This window comes from Paenibacillus sp. Y5S-9 (assembly GCF_036894235.1).
GTDB lineage: Bacteria > Bacillota > Bacilli > Paenibacillales > Paenibacillaceae > Paenibacillus.
Genome location: NZ_CP145887.1, coordinates 5,794,684 through 5,817,234, shown reverse-complemented (window position 1 = coordinate 5,817,234; position 22,551 = coordinate 5,794,684). Strand labels below are relative to the sequence as shown.

The following is a 22,551-nucleotide window of genomic DNA, read 5'->3' as shown; positions in this document are numbered from 1 at the left end:
AGAACTTATGACACCGTGGGAACCTACCGAGACGGGGGCAGATTTGGTCCGTATGCCGCAAGATGAAGAACGCGAGCTGATCGAGATTGAGTTGCTGTTGGAAGGCATGCACCGTTTATATGGATATGATTTTAGAAACTATGCACTGCCATCCCTGAAACGAAGAATCTGGCATCATGCACATGCTGAAGGTGTTAAAAGCATATCCGGCTTGCAGGAACGTGTTCTTCATGACCGTTCCGCGTTTGACCGTTTTGTACAGAACTTATCCATCCCTGTAACGGAAATGTTTCGAGATCCTTCGCTTTTCCGAATGTTTCGGGAACAGATTATTCCTATCCTGAGAACCTACCCGTATATCCGAATATGGCATGCGGGATGCTCTACGGGAGAGGAAGTTTATTCCATGGCAATCATGTTGCATGAGGAAGGACTGTATGACAAGGCAAGAATCTACGCAACGGATATGAATGATCGTTCTTTGCAACAGGCCAAAGAAGGCGTATACGGTATTGAGAAAATGAAACTATTTACTACAAATTATTTGGAGGCAGGGGGTACCAGAGCCTTCTCCGAGTACTATACAGCGAAATACAATTCGGTGATATTTCATCCTTTCCTAAGGAAGAACATCATTTTCGCCGAGCACAACCTGGCAACAGACCGGTCATTTAACGAGTTTAATGTTATCTTTTGCCGTAATGTTATGATTTATTTTAATGATGAACTGCGGAATCATGTGCATGGGCTGTTTCATGAGAGCTTGAGCCACTTTGGTATTCTGGTTCTGGGGTCGAAAGAATCGATACATTTTACAGAGTTCAGTGATACCTATGAGCCGTTAGACCGGACCGAAAAAATATACCGGAAGATCAAATAGGGGGTTAGGGTTAGCCATGGGGCTCAATGAACCAATCCACATATTATTGGTAGATGACCGCCCTGAGAACTTGCTTGCTCTTGAAGCAGTTCTGGAATCGGAACAATATAAACTCGTTAAGGCAACTTCCGGAGAAGAGGCACTCCGCTGTCTGCTAAAAGACGAATTTGCGGTTATCGTTCTCGATGTGCAGATGCCTGGAATGGACGGAATTGAGACAGCAAAGTTAATTAAGGCACGGGACAAGTCCAAGGATGTGCCGATTATATTCATCTCTGCGAACAGCAGAGAAGCGGAGCACTTGTTTGCCGGATATTCAGCCGGGGCCATTGATTACATGGTTAAGCCATTTATTCCTCAGATTTTGAAATCCAAAATCGAGGGCTTTGTGGAGATGTTTATCACCAATAAACGTTTGAAGACACAGACCATGCTTCTTCACCAGAAGACACAGGAACTGGAGAAGATGAACCAACAACTCATTCAGGCTAAAGAAGAAGCAGAAATTGCAGCCAATGCAAAGACCGAGTTCCTGGCAATGATGAGCCATGAGATTCGTACACCGATGAACGGAGTTATCGGCATGGTTGATCTGCTGATGGAGACGGAACTGAGGGAAGATCAGAAGGAATATGCAGACATTGTTCGTCGCAGTGCAGATGCACTCGTTACGGTTATCAACGACATTCTTGATTTTACCAAGATGGAATCCGGCAAAATGGAACTTGAAGAGCATCCTTTTGAACTTGTCTCCTGTATTCGGGAAGTGTTGGGATTGTTTGCTGCAGAAGCAGGCAAAAAGAATCTGGAACTGGATTATTTTCTGGAAGATTCTGTCCCTGAATTAATCTATGGAGATATGGCAAGGCTACGTCAGGTTCTCTTGAATCTTATTGCCAATGCAATCAAATTTACTGACCAGGGTGGAGTATATCTGATCGTGTCAGTGAATGAAGAAAAAGACGGACAAATAGCATTGGAGTTTGCTGTTAAAGATACCGGGATAGGTATCGCTTCAGACAAAGTTGATCGCCTGTTCCAGCCGTTTTCCCAGCTGGATACATCCATGACACGTAAATACGGTGGAACTGGCTTAGGACTGGCAATATGCAAGACTCTGGTTGAAATGATGGGTGGACAGATCTATCTGGATACAACAGAGCAACGGGGAGCGACGTTTGTATTTACAATTCAGGCGAAACGTTATGTAGAAACTGAACTGGTCCAGAGGAACGGGGAAGAGAAGCCAACGGATGTGAAAAATGAGAATAAATATCCTACGGTATTAATAGTGGATGATCATCCTATTAACCAAAAGTTGATGGCGATTATGCTCGGTAAGCTTGGGTTGCTCTCTGACATTGCTGAAGATGGGCAGAGCGCACTCGATATGGTAAACGGCAGCCGTTATCCCTATGACTATGTGTTTATGGATCTGCAGATGCCTGTTATGGACGGTTTGGAATGTACACGGCGGATTCGAGAGAGTCTGTCCCAGTCTGATCAGCCAATCATTATAGCCATGACTGCTAACGTGATGGAAGGTATTCAGCAGCGCTGTATTGCTGCCGGTATGGATGATTATATTAGTAAACCGGTGAAAATGGGCAATGTAAAACAGAAAATAGCCCAGTTTCAGAAACAACGACAAATGCTAGACCCAGGCCCTTCAGCCATGAATCAGGCCAATTGAAACATTTGCCAAACTTCTTTTTGTTTCACTCGTGCTGAAGTTGGGTTATTAGGTAAGGAAACCATTGATCAGGAGAGAGATGTCTAATGAATACAAATAAAAATGAAAAATTCAATGCAAGAACTGAAACTCAGGACGGCGTATGCACGGTGTATCTGACTGGCGAACTGGATTTGTCGGTTGCTCCTGACTTCCGCTTGGTGATGGAGCCGCTCGTGGATAACAAGGAACAGGATCTTGTAATCAACATGAAAGAATTGAAGTACATCGATAGTACAGGGATTGGTATCCTGTTATCTGTTCTGAAGGCAAGACATGGAATGGAAGCTCGCTTTGAAGTACAGGAAGTTCCTGCGCAAATCCAGAAACTTTTTGACATGACGGGCATCGCCAAATTCTTTGTCACACAGAAGAATTCCCAATAGGAAAGGATCGAAAAAGTAATGAATGCAGAAGTTCAAAGAGTCACCCTTAATTTACCGGCGACAGCTGATTACGTTGATATTGTAAGACTTAATCTCTATGGAGTTGCATCCAAAATGGGATTTTCTTATGAAGACATTGAGGATATGAAAGTTGCTGTATCCGAGGCCTGTAACAACTCTGTACTGTATGCCTACTCACACGAAGGCGGCATGGTTGAAGTTGTATTCGAAGTGGATGGCGAAACATTGTCCATTACTGTCAAGGACGAAGGTGCCAGCTTCGAGAACATGAACCCTGCTGTGTCACGCGCTGGTCTTCACGACAAAGAACTGACAGAAGCACAGATTGGCGGACTTGGGTTCTACCTGATGCAAGCCTTGATGGACGATGTCAGTGTGGAAAGTGAGACGGGCAAAGGTACGAAAGTAGTACTCGTAAAACGTCTTGCAAGAAGTGAGGAGAAAGTATGAATGAAAAAGTGACTCCCCCAGAGTCCATGTCTGAAGCTATAGGTTTGATCTGGGAATACCAGCAGACCCAAGATAATGAAATTGCAACAGTTCTCATCCGTAAATATGAACCGATGGTCAAGATGGCAGCAGGTAAAATCGCTCGGAATCGCCCCGATCTATACGAAGATTTGTATCAGACCGGGCAGATGGCCTTGATTCGTTTGCTTAAGCAATACGATATCAACCTGGGTATTCCGTTTGAACCTTATGCCATGAAGAGCATGATTGGTCATATGAAGAACTACTTGCGAGACAAATCCTGGTATATTCAGGTGCCCCGGAGGATTAAGGAAAAGGGAGCACTTGTGCAACATGCCATTGATGAGTTAACCGTGAAATTGGAGCGCTCACCCGGTGTGAATGAAATCGCTGAATACCTTGATTTGACTGCAGAAGAAACGATTGAAGTTCTGGCTGGTCGGGAATGTTATCACTATGTATCACTGGATTCTCCTTTATCTCAGGATGACAGTGCAGCTACATTGGGTGAACTGATCAGTGCAGATGTTAACGACTATGATTCGGTCGAAAAACGGATGGACTTGCAACAGGCATTGGGACAATTGAAGGAACAAGAACAACAGGTACTTATTCTAGCATTCCAGGATGGCCAATCTCAGCGGGCAATTGCCCAGAAGCTTGGTGTTTCACAGATGAGTGTATCTCGGATTCAGAAACGTGCTACAGAGAAATTGAAACAGATCATGTCGAATGCTTCAATGTTATGAAAAATGGAACCCTAATGTTGTTGAGTACGGCATAAAGAAGGACACGTCATTGCACTGAAATGCATACGTGTCCTTTTTGGGATCAAAAAAAGATGGGTATGCAATGAACGAACATAAGTGCAGGAGTGGATAAAGTGATTGTGAACCAAATCAAGTTGGAAGCCCGCCGTGACAAGTTAAATTGCTCGGACCATTGGCAATGGTGGGATTGGGTTGCACCTGACACCGATAGCATGAAGGATGCTGTGAAGGAGCTGACAGAGGCATTTCCGGATATGCAGTATTGGCTTCATAAAATTCCGGAAGTTGAATCGAATTATCTGTCCGTGCGTTTTGTGAATGGTACAGAACCAGTTATATTTGGTTCATTGTTGTATGCGATCAAGAATGAGAGAGATGACCAACGCCAAGATAATCAGATGTTTTTTTATGTCGATCGCAATAACCTGGTTACCTTGAATATGGATGACAATACCCGAGGGATTATGAAGACGGATGAACGCGCGTATATGTTACAGCAATGTAGTGAGGCCAGGGACGGGATGTTTGTACTTTTTCGAGCTATACTGCATTACTACCACGTGGGAATGGATCATTTTGAGATGAACCTGCGTGATCTGGAACGGAAGATGGAATCCCGCAATGCTCGCACCTTGATGGACCAGATTCTCGCTGCTCGATTTGAATTATTGTATTGGAGTAATCTGTTCATCCCTTATTCGGAACTGATGGCCGCTTCACATGAGGCTTACCTTGATGAAATAAATGAGAATCGATACTTCCAACAGCTCCAACATCGAGTAGAGCGAATGGAACGATTGTTTAGTCATTACGAGAAAGAGATCGATACATTAATCTCCATTGATAATGCAATCTCCGGTGTACGTGGCAATGAGATCATGAAAACACTGACCATTGTTACCGCTGTGTTCATACCCGCTACAGCAGCTGGCGCGATATGGGGGATGAACTTTGAGAACCTGCCCTTTATTGATAAATCATGGGGAGTTGTACTGGTCCTTGTTGTTATTATCTTAAGCATGATCAGCATGTATGTATGGCTGATGATGAAAGGCTGGACAGGAGATCTGCTCAAAGTGAAATCCTCACAGCCTTCAGCTGAAGAGACAGAGAAAAAAGGAGCAGCGGAAAAACGTAAGGGTAAGCCTACTGTTGGTTAGTCCTCTTAGTTTCTTTGTTTCTTAGTTTTTGTAATCTTCAATATAACCAAGCAAGTCAGCGATATATTGGCCCACAATCGGCATATTCACGAATTGGCTGAGAATGAATGCCAGCAAACCGAGAACAACAAAGGTACCCACAGTCAGACCGAGACCTCGTGCCATGCCTGCTGTAAAGTTGGTAATAATCCGCTTTTTAGGACTGCTGTAATTCTCAATAATATCCTTAATCTGTGCTCTCTCCAGACTGTCTGCAATCTGGTCCAGACGGGTGTTCAATCGCTTTACCTCATGACGCAATTCAAACGGATGCTCGCTTGTATCATACTGCTGTGCCGGTGTTCCTCCCGTAATTGGAGTATTACCGTTAATTGTAACTTTACTCATGTTATTCGTCCTCCTCAACTCGCATTGGATAAAAAATAGCCAGCTGGAGTGCAGCTGGCTATTGGTCACTCGATCTGTATCGCCTTACAGGCTAGTCGAGTTAAGTTCTTTGCGTGCATCTTCCTTCGCTTCAATGGAAGCGGCAGCCACTTCATCAGATGCACGGGATGCTTCGTTAGCCACATCAGCGGACGCTTTTCTCACAGAGTCCATTACATCATTGCGGCCTTGATTTACCGTTTTTGCAATGTCGGAAGTTTTGGAAGAGACCGTTTTAGCCAGTTCAGAGGCTTTGTCACCTACAACAGTTGCCACTTCTTTGGTGCGGTCAGTAACGATGCCCACTTTCTCGGAAAGGTCACCACGCAATTCACGTCCCGGTTTAGGCGCAAAGAGTAGTGCTGCTGCAGCTCCAAGTAAACCCCCGATGAAAATACCTTTTGCGAAAGTCGAACCCGTCTGTACAGGATATTGCTCTTCTGCTTTATTCATGTCTAATCACTCCTTCTTCAAATTAAGAAACAAATACGAAACAACGAACACCTTGTTGCCCGAATCAGGCAGCCTGTCTTAGCAGTCTGGACACAAGCCCCAGCAAGAAAACAAAGAGCGCTGTACCAATGATGGCAGGGATGATGGCAAAGTTACCGATAACTGGTCCCCAGTTACCAAGCAAAAGTGCTCCTAGCCAAGCTCCGGCAAATCCGGCAATCATTGCACCGATTATGCCTCCAGGCATGTTGTGACCGGCAAGTGCATCTCCGATCAAACCGATGATGACAGCCATCACAATGCTGATAATGATGCCCCACATAACAACCGCCTCCTTTAAACTTGATGTAGGATGTTGTCTGTTCGCGTTTGCTTACTTCGTATATAAACCCCGTGCAACCCTATGAAACAATAAAGATGAGGAAGAATGAACTGGAAATCAGAGGAATTTATTTTTTAGCGGCTTTGTTTAATCCCCTTAACCATACAGAAGATCCATGCCAATCCAGCAGTAAATCCAGTAAATACATCCGTAGGATAATGAACGCCCAACATGATTCGGCTGAGGCCAATCAAGAAAATAAAACTGATACCACATAGAACAGGAAGCCACACACCGAAAGAGTTATGTCGCTGTCGTTCAATGGCCCAGATTACAAAGAGCATGCCGTAGAAGCCCATGGAGATCATGGCATGTCCGCTGGGAAAGCTGTACCCGTGAACGACCAACAGATGATCCAGTTCAGGTCTGCTTCGTCTGAAAAATTCCTTCAATAACGTGTTCAGAATCCAGATCATGGCAAAACTTCCCGTGAGCGCATATCCATATATAACAAACCTTGGACTACGTTGTATGAAGAAAAGAAGAGCAAAACCTCCTACAGCCACAGCAGAGATTTTGAATGAGCCCAGTGCGGTTATGAATGCAGTGTAAGGGAATAGATGAAGACGTGAATCTGAATTCAGATAAAATAATTGCTGAATTTGATCATCCAGACGAATAATAACATCAGCCCCCAACCAGGCACCCAGACCTGCCAGGATGAATACAACCGATGCGCTGAGGGCCAGACCAGCCAAACCCCAGTTGAGGAGTGGACGTAACAACGTGCCGGGAGTTGAACTGAATGAGGCTGATGAATACGTTTTGCGCTGCATAATGAGTTTCTCCTTCAGTTATTGTAGTAGATGAACATAGATGATAAAGCTATACCCGAAATGCCTGTCGAAAAAACTGTAAAAACGTCGCTTTTATACTATACTATTTAAGATATCCCATGCGGCGTCGTGACGCAAAGCAGAGATGAAATCGGGAGCACAAAGGAGAGAACTCGCATGGAGAGTGCCTTGTTAATTAAAGAATACCGTGCAGGCGTCATGGAATGCGCCCATTACGGACACATAAGTATTACGGATGAGTATGGCCGAATCGTATACTCGGCTGGTGACCCTCATTTTAGAGCGTTCACTCGTTCATCTGCCAAACCTTTTCAAGCCATTCCAGGTATTCGGGCAGGAATTGCCAGTCACTATGGCCTATCATCACAGGAGATCGCCATTATGTCCTCTTCGCATCGTTCGGAACCGGAACACATTCGGGTGCTGGAGCAGTTATCCGGTAAGATCGGATTGGGAGAAGAATGCCTGATCTGTGCACCAAGCTATCCGCTTAATGAAGAAAGCCGTAATCAATGGTTACGTGGTCAAGGGGAGAAACGGCGCATCTTGCACAATTGCTCCGGAAAACATCTGGGAATTCTGGGGTACAGTCAGATGAAGCAGGTGGATCTGGGCAGTTACGCTGAACCGGATCATCCGGTACAACGTGAAATTCTTGAAACCTTTGCCGACCTGGCAGGTATTGAGGAAAAAGAGATTGAGCTTGGGACGGATGGCTGCGGCTTTCCGGTATTTTCTTTGCCGTTGTCGGCATTGTCGAACGCTTATCTGAAGCTCGCCTGTCCGGATCTTATCGCTGATCCTTCCACAAGAACAGCTGTAGAGACCATAACATCAGCTATGAATGAACATCCGTTGATGGTAGGTGGCACGGAGCGTGTAGATTCAGTGCTGCTGGAAGATGATAACATTGTAGCGAAAGGTGGATTCAAAGGGGTATTCGGTTTTGGTCTGAAAAAAGAACGATTGGGAATCACCTTCAAGGTCCTTGATGGTTCTGAGGAAGAGTGGGCCTTTATTACCCAATCCATCCTGAAACAGATTGGTTACTCCAATGAGAGAACCATTGCGCGATTGGCTGAAGTATTCCCTTCGGACATCCGAAATGATGCGGGTACCCTTGTAGGTCATGCAGATAGTGAGTTCATTCTCCACTCACTTGAAGATAGCGTATAACCTTAAGAAGGGGCGTGATTAGAGTTGCCGGACCCCGGGTAAAGATGACATACCAACTGGTATTCATCTATACAATTCATATACACGCACGGACTGCCGCGGTAATGTGGCAGCTCTAAACCCTTGGAGGTGGATGAACATGATTAAAGTGGTGACATCGGAAGAAAGGCACACGTCGGATCGAGGTTGGATACACAGTGAATTCAGCTTTTCCTTTGCGGATTATGATGATCCAAGCAATGCCCATTTTGGCTGTCTGTTGGCTCATAATGAAAACACGCTGATGCCGCAAGAAGGCTTTAAGAAACATCCACATCATGATCTTGAACTTGTCAGTTATGTCATATCAGGTACACTCAAACATACGGATAGTATGGGAACAGAGCAATTGCTTGAACCGGGTACGGTCCAGGTGATGAGTGCGGGTACGGGAGTGGAACATTCTGAGACCAATCCGTCAGCGGATGAACAGGTACGTTTCCTCCAGATGTGGTTTTTGCCATCGGAGCGTATGCTGAAACCATCCTATACGAATCGGAGAATAGAGCCGCAGGAGCATTTAAATCGTCTATGTCCGATTGTATCCGGGCAAGGGGGAGAGGGAACCGAAGGCGCATTGCCTATTTCCCAGGATGTAACCTGTTACCTGTCCCATTTGGAGTCCGGGAAGAAGTTGATGTACCCACAACACGAAGATCGACGGACACATCTTTTCCTGATCAGTGGGCATGTGGAGATTCATTGTTCGGATGGTAACTTCAACCTGAAGCCGGGAGATGCTGCACGAATTCGCAAAAGTTGTGATCTGCAAATCACGAGCACAGCCAGTGAACCTGCCGAATTTGTTTTGGTTGACCTGCCTTAAGGATGGGATGTATTCCTTAAAAGATAGTCTGGAAATATAAACATGTGAAAAAGGACCTGTTCCCACGGTGATGTGGAAACAGGTCCTTTTTTGGCTTAAGATTTACGAAGATTACCCAGTTCCGAAGCGACAGCTTCCACTTCAGAGATACTGAGATGTTCCTTGCTCAAAATCATTTCATACAGGTCAAACAGATCTTCATATTTCTCAAGTGGGAATGAAGAAGCTTGCATGGCGGCACCGCTTGCCATACGAAGTTTGGTTTTGATCGCTTCAATCATATATTCCATATTGGCTGCTGTTGCTTGTGTTAAATCCATCGTTAAGTTCATCCCTTCCGTATCGGAAACTCTTGTTATTGTATCATGATTGGAAGCGCTCAGGCTAATGCTTTTGCGGGGAAACCAAGCATCGGTTACAATGATGGATACAACAACAGGATTTAACGGGAACCTGAGTGTACTGGAGGGAATACAGCTTGGCAGCGTATAAGCGAGAAATGGTTCGCCATCAAGGAAGGGAAGTCCGCAAAGGTGTGCCTGCAGAGAATCTGGTCTTATTTTTCAAAAACATCGTTCAACTTCATTCTCCAGCTGAAATCACGTTTGTCTGCATCGGTACTGATCGTTCCACCGGGGATGCTCTGGGTCCACTGACAGGAAGTTTACTGCAAGAGAGTGGAATGGAGAACGTGATTGGCACGCTGTCTTCCCCTTGTGATGCAGATACGCTGGAAAAGAAATTGACACTTATTCCTGCACACCATGCCATCATAGCGATTGATGCATGTCTGGGTCCAAAAAATGCGGTAGGTACATACTATCTCTCGAATAACCCACTCATTCCGGCCCAATCGGTCGGAGGCAAGCTACCCCCTGTTGGACAATACAGTGTAGCAGCTGTGGTTAATGCGAATGGACCAAGGCCCTATTCCATTTTGCAGATGACCTCGCTCCACTTGGTCATGGGGATGTCCCGGACGATTGCAGACGCCGCAATTGAAGCATGGAAATGGAGACAAACGTTTCATTCATGATATGTAGGCTTAATAATATACAACCTGAATTATTTAATTCGCGCAGAGAGAGGGATTCATATGGAAAAAGTGATGTGTGATGGAACGACGATTTGTTATGCCGAACAAGGTAAGGGAGAAGCACTCATTTTGCTCCACGGATACTGTGGCAGTTCATCGTATTGGGATGAGGTCGTACCTGAACTGGCACGCAGCTATCGCTGTATCGTACCTGATCTGCGTGGACACGGAAAAACAGATGCACCTGTAGGAAGTTATACCATCGAACAGATGGGCAACGATGTATTACAGTTGATGGATGAGTTAAATGTGGAAAAGGCTGTCCTTCTGGGACACTCGATGGGGGGATATATTGCGCTCTCAATTGCACAACGTCACCCGGAACGATTGAATGCATTTGGTCTGATTCATTCGACAGCCTATCCGGACAGTGAAGAAGCCAAGGAGAAACGCCTTCGCGCTGTATCCACCATTCAAACTGAAGGTATCGTAAATTTTGTAGATGGACTGGTTCCCGGACTGTTTGCACCGGAACATGTGGAATCGCTATCTAAGCATGTCACACGTGTGAAGGAAATTGGTTACCAGACTGCTCCTCAAGGTGCGGTTGGTGCTGCACTTGCTATGCGAGAACGCCCGGATCGCCGCGATGTGTTATCGGCTACACCTTTACCTGTATTGCTGGTTGCGGGAGAGAAGGATGCTATTATCCCGCCAGAACGTACATTTACAAGTGACAAGCCACATATCGTGCAGGCCGTGATTGCGGGTGCGGGTCATATGAGCATGTATGAAGCTCCTGAAGAGTTAATTCAGGTCATTAAACAATTTATGGCTGGATTATCGAAGTAATTGATGAAGTAATTTATGTTGATTTCATTAGATATTAGAATATAGTTTGGTTTCTGGATGATTCAACCTCTTGTGGAGGAGGAGTAACCAGTTCCATTTCAACCGAGCCCCTGCCATGTCCTTTTGGGATAGGCGGGGGCTCGGTGTGTTCATGGCCAGAGCAAAGACTTGTGCGTCTTGTTTTTGGCTTTTTGTCATGGCATGAATTAAAATAAATATAAAGGAACGATATTAGGGCGATTGGGATATATAGGGTCGAATGATGAGGGGGCATACAGCATGTTCAGAAAAGATTATCTGCTCCGCATGATGGAGGAAATGACAGAGGCAATTGGCAAAGTGTTCACGCTCAAACAACAACGTAAGCACACCGAGGCATTGTCTGAACTGGATGAGTTGATGCGCAGGCAGTTTGGGATGAACTTATCGCTACTGAACTCGTTGCCTGCAGAGGATGTTATTGAAATGTTCCGTTTTCGCGGAATGATTGAGGTAGACAATCTGCAGCAAGCCGCGAGGCTGATTGAAGAAGAGGCTTATATTTATCAAGAGAAGGCCAAAGTGGAAGGCATCGATGATCAGGAGAGAATGGACGCAGAGGATGAGGCTGTCATTCGATTGATGAGATCACTTCATTTTTACCTATATGCATTGAATCATGGTGCTAATCCCCAGTTATTGAATGCACCGGAACGGGTGGAGGGTGTATTGGGGCTTACCAAAGTATATGAACTTCCTGCTCGAACTGAAAGACAGCTTGCCCTCTATCGTGAACAACAAGGACGTTACGACCAGGCAGAGAACAGTTGGTACAGACTGCTCCAGCTTGGTGATGAGTTCCCGGTGAGCTACCGAGATGATGTACAGGCGTTCTACGAAAGATTGAGCCAACTCACGGATGAACAGCTGGAGCAGGGCGGTCTGCCACGGAACGAAATTGAAGAGGGGTTAGCCGAACTAAGTCGTCAAGAGATGAGCTCCTAAATATGGATAGGATTAAGTCCTGTTACATGCCCTTACTTGGAGAGGGAACGTAATTGTGGTATGGTAACGGTTGACCAAACCAAACCGAAAGTGAGATGTACCCCGTGGATTCATTGCGAAAGCTTATACAAGACATCTTTGAACAGAATTCGCTGATTACAGCGACCTGGAGCCAGCTGCGCAGACGGGACAATGTCTCGTATACCAAAGTGCAAGTCAAGCCGGTGACACTGAAGAATCAGCTGCATTATCAATTTGCATTCCATTATAACAACAAAGTGCTGCATGAGAATTTGACTCCGGCTGAAGCGGCTGAGCGCATGACTTTGTTATGTGAAGAGACGTTTCGTCAAGGGCTGCTCTGTACGACCGAGGCAGACTATCAAATTTTGATCAGCAAAAAATATAAAGTATCCATTCTGACCAAATCTGCTTCCAAAACTGCAGTGGATCTGTCGCATAATCGCAAGAAGCAATATGTATTGGAGGAGGGAGTACCCGTCTCGTTCCTCGTTGAACTTGGTATTATGAACGAAGAAGGTCGTGTGCTGGCCCGCAAGTATGACAAGTTCAGACAGATCAACCGTTTCCTCGAAATGGTGCAGGATGTCATTCCGCATCTGCCAGAGGGACGTCCACTTACCATCGTTGATTTTGGTTGCGGGAAGTCTTATCTGACATTTGCGTTATATCATTATCTGTCTGTACAACAACGGCGTTCACTCAAAATTATTGGGTTGGACTTGAAGGCAGATGTAATTGAACACTGTAATGATCTGGCTAATCGATTGCATTATGGCGATCTGAAGTTTCTGGTTGGAGACATCGCGGACTACGATGAATTGAATGAAGTGGATATGGTTGTCACGCTTCATGCCTGTGACACAGCTACCGATGCTGCTTTGGAGAAGGCAGTTCGTTGGGGGGCTTCTGTTATTCTGTCTGTTCCTTGCTGTCAGCATGAACTGTTTGATCAAGTAGAGGCTTCCGTGATGAATCCGTTGTTGTCCCATGGCATCCTCAAGGAACGTTTTTCCGCACTGGCTACGGATGGGATTCGTGCGAAGTTGCTTGATCTGATGGGATACAAGACACAATTGCTTGAATTCATCGATATGGAGAATACGCCTAAAAACATATTGATTCGTGCTGTTCGCGGTCAGGCGGGCGAAGTGACAGAAATGTGGAATGAATATACGGCTTTCCGTGATTTCATTCATGCCGATCCATATTTAGAGCGGGCTTGTGCCGATTTGCTTCCTGGCAATGGCAAGCAGGCCAACGGGAAATCAAATTCGAGCAAAGAAATCGTTCAAGATTCCGCAAATTGCGACCTTTGCTGAGTGTGCCAATGACAATACAGGGACATACTGCAATTAGGGTCTCTGAATGTAAAATGATATTCAATGCACATACTTCGTAGCAATCAACATCATAACTGTCAGATGTATATCAGGCAGAAGGACCCGTTATCGGGATCTTCTGTCTTTTTGTTATGCATATGGAGCGGTGGAAGGAAGGAGGGGGTATAAGGATGAAGAATAGGACAATGCATAAGGGAGTTGTAAGGTATAGACGAGCGTATGCGGCGAATGAGGAAATGTTGGAACAGGTGTTTGAAGGGTCTCACCATGCAAATGGTACAGAATATATAGATAACAGGGACTTATGTAATGGGGGCAAGAGGGACGGTAGAGACAGTAAGGGCAGTAGAGACAGTGCATATCATAGGGAAAATACATACAACAAAGATGATATGTATGAAAAAGATGATACATATCAATCAAATGGAGTTATCCAAATTGATGGGTCAGGTCGTTTTCCTTGGATCTTGAGAAGTGAACATTATTCAGGGTCGGGAGGGACTGTTGGGCTGGGCATACTCTCAATTATCTTGCTACTTGCAGGGTGTCTGAGTCGGGGACTATATTATTCGGCGGATCTGTATCCTGTCATTCTGATCGCAGCAGGAAGCATATTGATCCTATTATTTCTTTTCCTTGTAGGTACTCGTCCACAGAAGGCGAGTGAACGAATACCCATGTCATTGGTACAGGATCAGGGGAACATCGAACGAATCGTTGAGAACATATTTCGATTTCCGGGAATGTGGCGGGTATTGTGGCCGCTGGGGATGATGACATGTTTTGGGGTACATGCGTTGGCAGGCTCGGTGAGTAAACAGGGCAGCATGGATGAGATGCTGCGATGGAGCCTGCTTGCGATGTTTACTCTGCTCACTGCAATACTGGCTGCGCGCACGGATGGTGCGCGTTGGTTAGCCTGCGGTTGGCAGATGGCAGGCGGCTTGCTTGTGCTAAGCGGCATCCTTGCCGTGTGCGGGATATTGCCGCTGCCCTTCGGGGTGATGCGGACTGCTGACCCCGAGATCAGCTCCGCCGGAGCAAGGCTCGGCGGATTATTGCAGTACCCTAATGCGTACGGTGCCATTGCTGGCATGTACGCATTGGAGCGGCTAACAGCCGCCGCGCGAGTCATAGCCCGGCCTGTGCCGGCCGGGCGACTCATCGCGGCAGTGCTGCCGCTCATGCCCGCGCAAGCCGCGCTCCTGCTGAGCGAGTCGCGCGGCGCTTGGCTGGCGACCGGCTGCGCCGCGGTCGCCGCCTTTGTTTTGCAGCGGCGCGGTGCCCGCCTGCCGCTGCTGCTGGCCATGGCCGCGCCACTGGCGTGCGCGGCCTGGCTGTACCGCCAGCTGGCTACTGCCCAGCTGGCGCCTGCACCCGTGCCAGGCCTGCTGGCACTGGCCGGGGCATGGGCAGCTGCGCTGCTCGGCACGCTGCTGCTGTGCCGCCTATGGCACAGCGGCGCCGCCAAGGCTCCGCGCGCCGCTGCCCTGACGGCCATCGTGCTGGCGGGAGCCGCCGCCGCACTCATGGCCGTGGCCTCCACCGCCGATCGCCTCGCGGCGGGTGTCGGCACTGGGGTGTCCCGCCTACAGATGTGGCGGGACGCCCTCCAGCTGTGGACCGAGGCCGCATGGCTCGGCCACGGGGGAGACACATGGCGCAACATGTTTCGCGCCATTCAATCCTCGCCTTATGTTGGAGGCGAGGTCCACAACGGCTTGCTCGATCTTGCCCTGGACACGGGCTTGATCGGCATCGTGCTTGTCGCAGGGTGGTTTCTCCTCACCCTGCGGAGCATCTTTCGTTTTGCACCGCAGCTCATGCCATCCGTGCTTGTTTTTGGTCTGCATGGGGCGATGGACTTTGACTGGAGCTTCACCTTATTCTGGATGTTCTTCATCTGGCTCGGTGCTTGGGCATCAGCATTGAAGACGGAAGCTTTGGAAGGCAAGCAACTGGGTGTAACTGCGAAATACACAACCTCCAGGTCCAAATTTACATTCAGGTCCACATCCAGATCCACATCCACATCCACATTCAGAGCCAGAACTCGTTTCTTCCGATCTTTATCAACTCAATTCCGCCGATCAACTATCCCGATGCGTACCTTCTGTCATCTTCTTCAGCGAGTAACTGCTCGGCTAATAAGGGTATCCACAGTGATGATCATCTTTTTCTGGCTTGGTGGAACAGTCTGGCTGACCTCCCGATATGCCGTAGCAGAAGTGCAGTACCGTCAGGCGATGTCTGAACCTTATGGCACTCCAGCACAGAAGGTGCATCTTATGGCTGCCCTTCGGTCTAACCCGAATCGATCGGATATCGTGATATCTCTTGCGCGAACGCTCCCAGGACGAGAAGCAGAATCACTCCTTTTAAACAACCTGTCCCATTCCCCGATGCACCCTCAGATTTACATCGAACTGGGACGATTGGCAGCACAATTCGGCGAAGGACAGCAGGCTGGAGTATATTTTAAACAAGCGATTGCATTGAATCGGTATGATAGCATTAGCCAATCCGCGGCTTTGTATTGGATGGAGCAGGCAGCGCGGCGGGAATGGGAGGCAGGATATAGAGAGCGAGCCCGACAGACTGCTGCCGCTGGTGTCCAGATGTATGAACGGTATCAACTGTTGGCTGAGGAAGTGGAAGCAGGAAACGTTCGCAATGATCGCCGTTTTGTATTGGAGGAACATGCTCCAGGCTATGGAGAGAACCTGCGCAGGCTTGCCTCGGCTTTTTACCCTCCGTTTACTCCAGAGTTGACCAAGCGGAGCCCTTGAATCACTACTGGATCTTGTCGTTTACCCAAGCTATATGATGATGGATGTCAGCGTCTCAAAATTCTGGGAGTCCAAGCTGGCTGCTCTTTGCGGGGGGGTATGCGATTTTCTAAGGAACACAGGACGTCTTATATCGCCTCTAGCTTCTCTTTGTAAATTGTAAGGAACATCAGACACGTTATTTTCCGAAATCCCCTAACAAAAACTCTATAAAAAGCCAAAAATTCCGATATAACGTGTCTCAGATTCCTTAGATTTCTAAGAGTGCTTCAAACCCTTGAATAAGACGCCTCAGATTCGTTAGCGCTCGTGGCCTTGAGTATGAGTATGAGCATGAGCATGAAAATATAATTCCAGCTTATGTTCATACTCACAGTTTATATTCATGCTCCACCTGGAGGTCGGCTCCATGCTCTGCTCCAACCGCAAGCCAGAGGTCGCCCCCGAATTTCACCTGGAGCGAAGCTATACATCGGAAAGAGAAATTCGCATTTATGTTGTCTCTAACGCTTACTCGTACGTGAAGGTGGCATTAACATCACACGTTAAGGACAAAGTGCCCGCGCCTGTTCCTAACATGTTCAGATTCGCTTCAGCTTTGCTGCCTCTTTCAGTAGGTTTGAAAACACAGCTACCTGCCTCATTCCTCCATATCTACAGACGATAACCGCCAAATGCGTGCTGAAACGCATCTTTTAATGGTTCAACATCTACTTCCCACATCGCCGCGATCTCTGCACTGACATCCGTGTTCCACCACTCACATAATTTTTTACGGTTGTCGCGATTCTCCCCAATCCAGAGCAGATTAGCAATCACCTTACCGTAATAATATTCTTCTGCCTGCTTCATCCGTTCGGGAGAGACATATACTTTTAGCCTTTTGGCTGTCCGGTACAATTCCTTGCTGCATGCCCGGCGAATTCCTCTAGCAGAAGGAAGGTTTTGACCAGATTGCGTATGTTTGACCGGCGGAGAACCGGGTATTGACTTGTGTGACATCTTCTCACGCTCCTCTCCCCATACCATATGCGGACTGCTGCGAACGGGACACTATCCCAACCTCGTGAAGTAGCAACGTCCACAGCCCTGTGATAAAATAGGGACGAACATCCATGGTGCGGAGGGGCACCGCCAATCAGGATGGAGAAAGAGGGTTGAGATGGACTTTATTCATAACCTTGTTGGCCAATTGTTCGATTGGATTCAAAGTCTTGGGTACTTTGGAATCATGCTTGGATTAATGGTGGAAGTTATCCCAAGCGAAATTGTGCTGGCGTATGGAGGTTTTCTCGTTTCACAAGGTAATATCAACTTCTTCGGTGCTATGATTTTTGGTACGGTGGGCGGTGTGATTGCCCAGTTATTTATTTACTGGATTGGCCGTTATGGCGGCAGACCTGTACTTGAACGCTACGGTAAATACATACTCATCCAGAAAAAACACATCGACCATTCCGAGGAGTGGTTCCGCAAGTATGGTACAGGTGTCATTTTCACGGCGCGTTTTGTTCCGGTAGTAAGACATGCAATCTCCATCCCGGCTGGCATCACGAAAATGCACACAGGCAAATTCATCTTGCTTACTACACTCGCTGTTATACCTTGGACTGCATTGTTTATATATTTAGGGATGATTCTTGGAGATCAATGGAAGCATATTGATGAGAAAGCGGCGCCATATGTAATGCCTATTTTGCTTGTCGCTCTCGCCCTTATGATCGTTTATGTACTTATTAAATGGATGAATGTTCGTAAAAAGAAAGGAAGTGTCTAGTCATGGGTAAACCCAACTTGTCTCACAAATTCGGTAAAGGTCTGCCACCGAAAGATTTTATCGAGAGTATGACCAAGAACCAAAGTGAATTCCAGGCCAATTATGATAGCTTTACTTGGTCGAACGAAGAGGATCGTGAGTTCTTTGAGAGTCTGAACCATCGCGATGATCTGCGTGTGTTAATTCTGGCTGCTGACTGGTGCGGGGATGTTGTCCGTAATATTCCGGTTGTGTTCCAGGCGCTTGAAATCTCAGGAATTCCAACTGAAGTTCTGATCATGGAGAACCATCCGGAAGTGATGGATGAGTTCCTGACGATGGGTGGCCGTTCCGTGCCAGTCGTTATTTTTGCAGATACAGGTGGTCATGTGTTAGGTCAGTGGGGACCTCGTCCGCAGCATGTACAGGAAGTTATGATTGAATTCAAACGCCTTAACCCGGATCGTGAAGCAGCAGATTATCAAGAAAATTTGGCTGTAGCGCGTCAAGAGATTGGTAAACGTTATGGGGAAGGAACGGAGTCACATGCGGCCATTATCCGTGAGCTGCGTGAACTGATTTCGGGTTACTAAGCCGATATGCTTAACATTCGTACGTTTACACTAGGCCCGCTTCAAACCAATGCGTATCTCTTACAAGGAGATGATCCAGGTAAAGCCGTCATTATTGATCCGGGCATGAATCCAGGGCCGCTGCTTAAGGCGATCCAAGACTTGGAGATCGAAGCCATACTCCTGACTCATGCTCACTTTGATCATATGGGCGGGGTAGATGAGATCCGTAAATTGAAGGGATGTCCCGTTTATCTTCATGATTTGGAGAGTGACTGGCTTACCACCCCGAAATTAAATGGATCTTTGAATTGGCCGCAGGCGACACCACCGCTTTCGACAGATCCTGCTGAATATGCCATGGACGAAGGGCAGAAGTTGAATCTGATTGGTCATACGTTTAAAGTGTTCCATACACCTGGACATTCCCCAGGCAGTGTAAGTTTGCTTTGTGATAATGACCTGTTTGCCGGTGATGTGCTGTTCCGCATGGGTGTGGGCAGAACGGACCTGACAGGAGGGCGTGAACGGGATCTGATTGATTCAATCCAGAACAAGCTTTACACCTTTGCTGATGAGGTTAAAGTATATCCAGGTCATGGTCCCAAAACGACCATTGGTTATGAGAAACAGAACAATCCTTACGTGTCCGCAAGATAATCCGACATGATATGTGAAGAAAGTCTGGACAAGTGACAACTTTTTCATTAGAATAGCAATTAGTTGTTACAAGCGTTAAGGCATCATCTAACTGAAGCATTACCAAGAAACACCCAACCTCGCGAAGCACGCAGACTGTGGTCTATACCCGGTTTGCGTTCTTTTTTTGTTTTCAGCCCCTTTTTATCGTAGAATTAGCCTTTTTTACGCTACATAGAGATGTAAGATGCGCTTCATCAGAAGACAGCTTGGGACCAATAATAAGTTAGCAACAAGAACAGATTGTTTAGAAATGATGAGATTAAGAAAATAGTATATAAGTTGAACTAATCATTTACACGATAACGGAGAGGACAGAAAGAACCTGAAAAAGCGAAGCTAAAAGCTTTCTGCAAGAAAGCTGCATCGGAAGCATAAGCTATCCCCGGATTTTCCCCTTCGGAAAAGGGAATCAAAAAATCTGGGGATAACAGCGATTGGAAGGTTATTCTGTCATCGTAGTGTCAGTGTAAATAATCTTTAGTTCAACTTATATAGATCATGAGAGTGGGGAATATCAAAGTGGAGAAACCAAGAGTTATTCCGTTGGGACAGCGTGTCGAGTATCCGATCATTGAAGAAAACCGTCGTATATTGGAAAGTGGGAAAAGAGAAACAGGTACTGAGCAAGCTTTAATACATAACCCTAGCGTGACCAATGAAGTGGTGAAGTCTCAGCAGAATATATGGACAAGCCGTGTTTTAAGAAACGGGGCCCGTAACCAACCGTGGTTCGACAAGCTGCAAGATTACCGGAATCAAGTCTGATTGCCCGGGAAATTGTCGGGTTTTAATTTTTTTTGATCCCATTGAACGTTTCTGCAGAGCCTGTCGTATTAACTCCAGATTGAACGGGAAGCAGGTGATTTCATGATAAAGGCAGCTGAACTCGAAGAAGTACGGAGAGCAGTATCGGGAGACGATAGCGCGCTCGCAGCGTTGTTGCAACGTCACTACACGTTTGTATATAAGTATCTTGTCAAAGTTACGATGGATGCTAACCTCGCAGAAGAGACGGTGCAGGATACGATGATTCGTTGTATGGAAAATATCCATCGATATGACGGCACGTCTGCCTTTTCATCATGGATGATCACCATTGCGACCCGCATCTATATCGATAAGACAAGACGTAAGAAGAGAGAACAGAACTGGCTTGATCTCATCCGGGATCAGGCCGTACGTCGATTCCGCTGGCAGCTTGAGACTCGGAATGAAGAATGGACAGATGTCATGGATGCGATGACAAGACTGACACCCGAACATCGTGTTGCAGTGTTACTGAAGCATTATTATGGATACGGGTATGACGAGATCGGGGAAATGCTGGGTATTCCTGCGGGAACGGCGAAGTCACGCACAGCTTATGGTCTCCGTCAGTTAAGAAAGGAGCTGGAATAAGGATGAGCAGATCAGATGATGCACAAGAACAAGAAGTTGTAGAACGATTACAGCAACACATGAAAGTGCTGGATGATGCATTTGAGCCGACAAGTATTCCTTCTTTGGGTGCACTTGAAGCCCAAGTCAGGGAACGGAGACAGATTAGACGGCGAGCCAATATGATCGAGATGATATGTTTTTGGTTGGTTGGATTGTTTGCCATTACCTTCGGGGCATTATTTTTTGTATCTGCTCCAGCTCTATATCTGGGAATCCAGGCGCTTGGTACAGCTGTCGCGGTGATTTTGGCTGTGATTTGGGCCGGACGGCGCCGTAAGGAGGTTCGTCATGAATAAAATGCATTATTCATTGGATGAAATTTCTCCACTGTGGCTTACATTGCTTGGCATTTTTCTTCTGGTTCAGGGCACATGGATTTTTCAGGACGCACGCAGACGTGGACGTTTCCCTTGGTTATGGGGATTATGGGGAATCACCGGATTTCCCACGCCGCTCATTATTTACTGGTTTGTCGTGATTCGATCACAGCACAAGCCAGGTGCACGTAATCTGAAATAACATCATTTTAAAAATGGAAAAAAAGATTTTGCACAAATATGTTGTTTAATTCTAGTATTCCTAGACATCGTTATTCTTTTCTAGTAGACTATACAAATAAATATTAATGATAGACTACCAGGAGGTTAGACGATGCTGCGATTAGGAGAGAAGGTTGTCATCGTCGCGGATGCGTTTGAGCAGAATCTTCCTGTGGGGGAATATGGTTTCATCATCGCTTATGACCGGAATCCGGACAATGCGTTCGATTACGTGCTTCGAGTGCCGCAGGTAAACCGGAACTTTTTTGTTCCATCCGGCGACGTCGATCTGGAAGAGGTTCTGCTGAAGCAGGAAGCTGAGCGGGTCGAGCGAGAAGCGTTGATAGATTACGCCCTTGCGACACACAATGAGAAGCTGTTTCATCATCTGATGAACGGAGATTTTCAAGCTGTGGAAGAGGAAGAGGAAACCGCGAACGATGTTATGTCACAGGCGGATTTTATAAAGCAGGTTAATCTGCGTGCATGGATTTAGAATTTTAAGAGTCGGCTGATGCCGGCTCTTTTTTATTTTATAAGTTCGTTTTTAGCTTCCCAGAAGCTAGTCGGGTCATTTGCATTGAATTGTCGAACTATCTCACCTATAATGAAAAAAGTTATCTTGAGACTTTAGCCCGTTAAACGAGCGATTCGTTTCAGGTCGTTTGGGGAATCAGAACGAATGAAGGAGGCATCCGCTAATGAGTATTTCGAATAATGACGTTCAGCATGTGGCCAAGCTGGCCCGGCTCAACTTGACTGCTGAAGAAGAACAGACCCTGACAGGTCAGCTGAACGCGATTTTAAAATATGCAGAAAAGCTGAATGAGCTGGATACGGAAGACATCGAACCCACCACTCACGTTCTGCACGTAAGCAATGTTATGCGTGAAGATGAGACCAAAGAAAGCCTGTCGATTGAACAGGTGATGCGCAATGCACCGGAAGAAGAAGACGGGCAGTTTAAAGTGCCTGCTGTAATGGAATAACGGATAACC

Annotated in this window: 28 protein-coding genes; 22 read left to right on the top strand and 6 right to left on the bottom strand. The window is 46.5% G+C overall.

Annotated features, from left to right (window positions below; all coding sequences use genetic code 11):
- The first annotated feature begins 7 nt into the window (after window positions 1–7).
- The 6 genes from V6669_RS25745 to V6669_RS25720 all read left to right on the top strand — a co-directional run bounded on the left by V6669_RS25745 (window position 8) and on the right by V6669_RS25720 (window position 5,420).
- Complete coding sequence (locus tag V6669_RS25745) at window positions 8–880, top strand: protein-glutamate O-methyltransferase CheR (RefSeq protein ID WP_074096446.1); 873 nt, start codon at window positions 8–10, stop codon at window positions 878–880.
- A 16-nt stretch (window positions 881–896) separates the two neighbouring features.
- A complete protein-coding gene (locus tag V6669_RS25740) occupies window positions 897–2,573 on the top strand; it encodes a response regulator (RefSeq protein ID WP_338588544.1) in 1,677 nt (558 codons plus the stop codon).
- A gap of 86 nt (window positions 2,574–2,659) precedes the next feature.
- Entirely contained in the window at window positions 2,660–2,998 is a 339-nt protein-coding gene (locus V6669_RS25735; protein WP_036606989.1) for an STAS domain-containing protein, read from the top strand.
- An 18-nt stretch (window positions 2,999–3,016) separates the two neighbouring features.
- Complete coding sequence (gene rsbW / locus V6669_RS25730) at window positions 3,017–3,469, top strand: anti-sigma B factor RsbW (protein ID WP_062836469.1); 453 nt, start codon at window positions 3,017–3,019, stop codon at window positions 3,467–3,469.
- The gene (locus tag V6669_RS25725; RefSeq protein ID WP_047841571.1) at window positions 3,466–4,239 is read left to right on the top strand and encodes a sigma-70 family RNA polymerase sigma factor; all 774 of its coding nucleotides are present in this window, start codon (window positions 3,466–3,468) and stop codon (window positions 4,237–4,239) included. Before rsbW ends, V6669_RS25725 begins: the two co-directional genes overlap by 4 nt.
- 134 nt (window positions 4,240–4,373) lie before the next feature.
- Window positions 4,374–5,420: a magnesium transporter CorA family protein gene (locus V6669_RS25720; RefSeq protein WP_338588543.1), complete on the top strand. Its 1,047-nt coding sequence runs from the start codon at window positions 4,374–4,376 to the stop codon at window positions 5,418–5,420.
- Between the two features lie 21 nt (window positions 5,421–5,441).
- Here the strand turns inward: V6669_RS25720 and V6669_RS25715 are convergent, their stop codons facing one another.
- The 4 genes from V6669_RS25715 to V6669_RS25700 all read right to left on the bottom strand — a co-directional run bounded on the left by V6669_RS25715 (window position 5,442) and on the right by V6669_RS25700 (window position 7,457).
- Window positions 5,442–5,807: a DUF5665 domain-containing protein gene (locus V6669_RS25715; protein WP_017692276.1), complete on the bottom strand. Its 366-nt coding sequence runs from the start codon at window positions 5,805–5,807 to the stop codon at window positions 5,442–5,444.
- Between the two features lie 84 nt (window positions 5,808–5,891).
- Window positions 5,892–6,299 (bottom strand): YtxH domain-containing protein, encoded by a 408-nt coding sequence (locus V6669_RS25710; RefSeq protein WP_289390383.1) that lies wholly within the window; start codon window positions 6,297–6,299, stop codon window positions 5,892–5,894.
- Between the two features lie 64 nt (window positions 6,300–6,363).
- Window positions 6,364–6,621 (bottom strand): GlsB/YeaQ/YmgE family stress response membrane protein, encoded by a 258-nt coding sequence (locus tag V6669_RS25705; RefSeq protein ID WP_017692278.1) that lies wholly within the window; start codon window positions 6,619–6,621, stop codon window positions 6,364–6,366.
- Window positions 6,622–6,755: 134 nt separating this feature from the next.
- Complete coding sequence (locus tag V6669_RS25700) at window positions 6,756–7,457, bottom strand: phosphatase PAP2 family protein (RefSeq protein WP_338588542.1); 702 nt, start codon at window positions 7,455–7,457, stop codon at window positions 6,756–6,758.
- 177 nt (window positions 7,458–7,634) lie between these two features.
- On the opposite strand from V6669_RS25700, the gene V6669_RS25695 reads away from it, so the two are divergent.
- Window positions 7,635–8,654 carry an asparaginase gene (locus tag V6669_RS25695; protein WP_338588541.1) on the top strand — a complete coding sequence of 340 codons (1,020 nt, stop codon included), beginning with the start codon at window positions 7,635–7,637 and terminating at the stop codon, window positions 8,652–8,654.
- Between the two features lie 139 nt (window positions 8,655–8,793).
- Window positions 8,794–9,519, top strand: a complete 726-nt coding sequence (locus V6669_RS25690; protein ID WP_338588540.1) for a pirin family protein — start codon at window positions 8,794–8,796, stop codon at window positions 9,517–9,519.
- A 95-nt stretch (window positions 9,520–9,614) separates the two neighbouring features.
- Here V6669_RS25690 and V6669_RS25685 read toward each other — a convergent pair whose 3' ends face one another.
- Window positions 9,615–9,839 (bottom strand): DUF1128 domain-containing protein, encoded by a 225-nt coding sequence (locus tag V6669_RS25685; RefSeq protein ID WP_017692283.1) that lies wholly within the window; start codon window positions 9,837–9,839, stop codon window positions 9,615–9,617.
- A 158-nt stretch (window positions 9,840–9,997) separates the two neighbouring features.
- On the opposite strand from V6669_RS25685, the gene yyaC reads away from it, so the two are divergent.
- The 5 genes from yyaC (at window position 9,998) to V6669_RS25660 (ending at window position 16,544) form a co-directional block, all read left to right on the top strand.
- Window positions 9,998–10,555: a spore protease YyaC gene (yyaC, locus tag V6669_RS25680; protein ID WP_338588539.1), complete on the top strand. Its 558-nt coding sequence runs from the start codon at window positions 9,998–10,000 to the stop codon at window positions 10,553–10,555.
- A 60-nt stretch (window positions 10,556–10,615) separates the two neighbouring features.
- On the top strand, window positions 10,616–11,407 hold the full coding sequence (locus V6669_RS25675; RefSeq protein ID WP_338588538.1) for an alpha/beta hydrolase: 792 nt from the start codon (window positions 10,616–10,618) through the stop codon (window positions 11,405–11,407).
- Between the two features lie 279 nt (window positions 11,408–11,686).
- Window positions 11,687–12,391, top strand: coding sequence for a DUF6483 family protein (locus V6669_RS25670; RefSeq protein WP_338588537.1), 705 nt, complete (start codon window positions 11,687–11,689; stop codon window positions 12,389–12,391).
- Between the two features lie 95 nt (window positions 12,392–12,486).
- Entirely contained in the window at window positions 12,487–13,734 is a 1,248-nt protein-coding gene (locus V6669_RS25665) for an SAM-dependent methyltransferase (RefSeq protein WP_338588536.1), read from the top strand.
- A gap of 191 nt (window positions 13,735–13,925) precedes the next feature.
- Complete coding sequence (locus V6669_RS25660; protein ID WP_338588535.1) at window positions 13,926–16,544, top strand: O-antigen ligase family protein; 2,619 nt, start codon at window positions 13,926–13,928, stop codon at window positions 16,542–16,544.
- Between the two features lie 654 nt (window positions 16,545–17,198).
- Here the strand turns inward: V6669_RS25660 and V6669_RS25655 are convergent.
- Window positions 17,199–17,546 carry a dehydrogenase gene (locus V6669_RS25655; RefSeq protein WP_091019351.1) on the bottom strand — a complete coding sequence of 116 codons (348 nt, stop codon included), beginning with the start codon at window positions 17,544–17,546 and terminating at the stop codon, window positions 17,199–17,201.
- A gap of 160 nt (window positions 17,547–17,706) precedes the next feature.
- Between V6669_RS25655 and V6669_RS25650 the strand changes: the two genes are divergently transcribed.
- From V6669_RS25650 to gatC, 9 genes are all read left to right on the top strand, one after another.
- Entirely contained in the window at window positions 17,707–18,321 is a 615-nt protein-coding gene (locus V6669_RS25650; RefSeq protein WP_338588534.1) for a DedA family protein, read from the top strand.
- Between the two features lie 2 nt (window positions 18,322–18,323).
- Window positions 18,324–18,893, top strand: coding sequence for a thioredoxin family protein (locus V6669_RS25645; RefSeq protein WP_017692292.1), 570 nt, complete (start codon window positions 18,324–18,326; stop codon window positions 18,891–18,893).
- 6 nt (window positions 18,894–18,899) lie between these two features.
- Window positions 18,900–19,532 (top strand): MBL fold metallo-hydrolase, encoded by a 633-nt coding sequence (locus V6669_RS25640; RefSeq protein WP_036607016.1) that lies wholly within the window; start codon window positions 18,900–18,902, stop codon window positions 19,530–19,532.
- 561 nt (window positions 19,533–20,093) lie between these two features.
- Window positions 20,094–20,339, top strand: a complete 246-nt coding sequence (locus tag V6669_RS25635; protein ID WP_338588533.1) for a hypothetical protein — start codon at window positions 20,094–20,096, stop codon at window positions 20,337–20,339.
- A 102-nt stretch (window positions 20,340–20,441) separates the two neighbouring features.
- Window positions 20,442–20,972, top strand: a complete 531-nt coding sequence (sigY, locus tag V6669_RS25630; protein ID WP_338588532.1) for an RNA polymerase sigma factor SigY — start codon at window positions 20,442–20,444, stop codon at window positions 20,970–20,972.
- Between the two features lie 2 nt (window positions 20,973–20,974).
- Window positions 20,975–21,310, top strand: coding sequence for a YxlC family protein (locus V6669_RS25625; RefSeq protein ID WP_338588531.1), 336 nt, complete (start codon window positions 20,975–20,977; stop codon window positions 21,308–21,310).
- Window positions 21,303–21,533, top strand: a complete 231-nt coding sequence (locus V6669_RS25620; protein WP_338588530.1) for a sigmaY antisigma factor component — start codon at window positions 21,303–21,305, stop codon at window positions 21,531–21,533. Before V6669_RS25625 ends, V6669_RS25620 begins: the two co-directional genes overlap by 8 nt.
- A 132-nt stretch (window positions 21,534–21,665) precedes the next feature.
- On the top strand, window positions 21,666–22,049 hold the full coding sequence (locus V6669_RS25615; protein WP_024631336.1) for a hypothetical protein: 384 nt from the start codon (window positions 21,666–21,668) through the stop codon (window positions 22,047–22,049).
- Window positions 22,050–22,254: 205 nt separating this feature from the next.
- The gene (gene gatC / locus V6669_RS25610; protein ID WP_036607033.1) at window positions 22,255–22,542 is read left to right on the top strand and encodes an Asp-tRNA(Asn)/Glu-tRNA(Gln) amidotransferase subunit GatC; all 288 of its coding nucleotides are present in this window, start codon (window positions 22,255–22,257) and stop codon (window positions 22,540–22,542) included.
- The last annotated feature ends 9 nt before the right edge of the window (window positions 22,543–22,551 follow it).

Excerpts from the sequence above, each read along its gene's own strand:
- rsbW (WP_062836469.1), top strand. The coding sequence starts at position 3,017 with ATGAATGCAGAAGTTCAAAGAGTCACCCTTAATTTACCGGCGACAGCT.
- V6669_RS25615 (WP_024631336.1), top strand. The coding sequence starts at position 21,666 with ATGCTGCGATTAGGAGAGAAGGTTGTCATCGTCGCGGATGCGTTTGAG.
- V6669_RS25705 (WP_017692278.1), bottom strand. The coding sequence starts at position 6,621 with ATGTGGGGCATCATTATCAGCATTGTGATGGCTGTCATCATCGGTTTG.
- V6669_RS25670 (WP_338588537.1), top strand. The coding sequence starts at position 11,687 with ATGTTCAGAAAAGATTATCTGCTCCGCATGATGGAGGAAATGACAGAG.
- V6669_RS25740 (WP_338588544.1), top strand. The coding sequence starts at position 897 with ATGGGGCTCAATGAACCAATCCACATATTATTGGTAGATGACCGCCCT.
- sigY (WP_338588532.1), top strand. The coding sequence starts at position 20,442 with ATGATAAAGGCAGCTGAACTCGAAGAAGTACGGAGAGCAGTATCGGGA.
- V6669_RS25640 (WP_036607016.1), top strand. The coding sequence starts at position 18,900 with ATGCTTAACATTCGTACGTTTACACTAGGCCCGCTTCAAACCAATGCG.
- V6669_RS25735 (WP_036606989.1), top strand. The coding sequence starts at position 2,660 with ATGAATACAAATAAAAATGAAAAATTCAATGCAAGAACTGAAACTCAG.
- V6669_RS25690 (WP_338588540.1), top strand. The coding sequence starts at position 8,794 with ATGATTAAAGTGGTGACATCGGAAGAAAGGCACACGTCGGATCGAGGT.
- V6669_RS25725 (WP_047841571.1), top strand. The coding sequence starts at position 3,466 with ATGAATGAAAAAGTGACTCCCCCAGAGTCCATGTCTGAAGCTATAGGT.
- V6669_RS25695 (WP_338588541.1), top strand. The coding sequence starts at position 7,635 with ATGGAGAGTGCCTTGTTAATTAAAGAATACCGTGCAGGCGTCATGGAA.
- V6669_RS25710 (WP_289390383.1), bottom strand. The coding sequence starts at position 6,299 with ATGAATAAAGCAGAAGAGCAATATCCTGTACAGACGGGTTCGACTTTC.
- V6669_RS25745 (WP_074096446.1), top strand. The coding sequence starts at position 8 with ATGACACCGTGGGAACCTACCGAGACGGGGGCAGATTTGGTCCGTATG.
- gatC (WP_036607033.1), top strand. The coding sequence starts at position 22,255 with ATGAGTATTTCGAATAATGACGTTCAGCATGTGGCCAAGCTGGCCCGG.
- V6669_RS25655 (WP_091019351.1), bottom strand. The coding sequence starts at position 17,546 with ATGTCACACAAGTCAATACCCGGTTCTCCGCCGGTCAAACATACGCAA.
- V6669_RS25645 (WP_017692292.1), top strand. The coding sequence starts at position 18,324 with ATGGGTAAACCCAACTTGTCTCACAAATTCGGTAAAGGTCTGCCACCG.
- V6669_RS25715 (WP_017692276.1), bottom strand. The coding sequence starts at position 5,807 with ATGAGTAAAGTTACAATTAACGGTAATACTCCAATTACGGGAGGAACA.
- V6669_RS25665 (WP_338588536.1), top strand. The coding sequence starts at position 12,487 with ATGTACCCCGTGGATTCATTGCGAAAGCTTATACAAGACATCTTTGAA.
- V6669_RS25660 (WP_338588535.1), top strand. The coding sequence starts at position 13,926 with ATGAAGAATAGGACAATGCATAAGGGAGTTGTAAGGTATAGACGAGCG.
- V6669_RS25700 (WP_338588542.1), bottom strand. The coding sequence starts at position 7,457 with ATGCAGCGCAAAACGTATTCATCAGCCTCATTCAGTTCAACTCCCGGC.
- V6669_RS25675 (WP_338588538.1), top strand. The coding sequence starts at position 10,616 with ATGGAAAAAGTGATGTGTGATGGAACGACGATTTGTTATGCCGAACAA.
- V6669_RS25685 (WP_017692283.1), bottom strand. The coding sequence starts at position 9,839 with ATGGATTTAACACAAGCAACAGCAGCCAATATGGAATATATGATTGAA.
- V6669_RS25620 (WP_338588530.1), top strand. The coding sequence starts at position 21,303 with ATGAATAAAATGCATTATTCATTGGATGAAATTTCTCCACTGTGGCTT.
- V6669_RS25650 (WP_338588534.1), top strand. The coding sequence starts at position 17,707 with ATGGACTTTATTCATAACCTTGTTGGCCAATTGTTCGATTGGATTCAA.
- V6669_RS25625 (WP_338588531.1), top strand. The coding sequence starts at position 20,975 with ATGAGCAGATCAGATGATGCACAAGAACAAGAAGTTGTAGAACGATTA.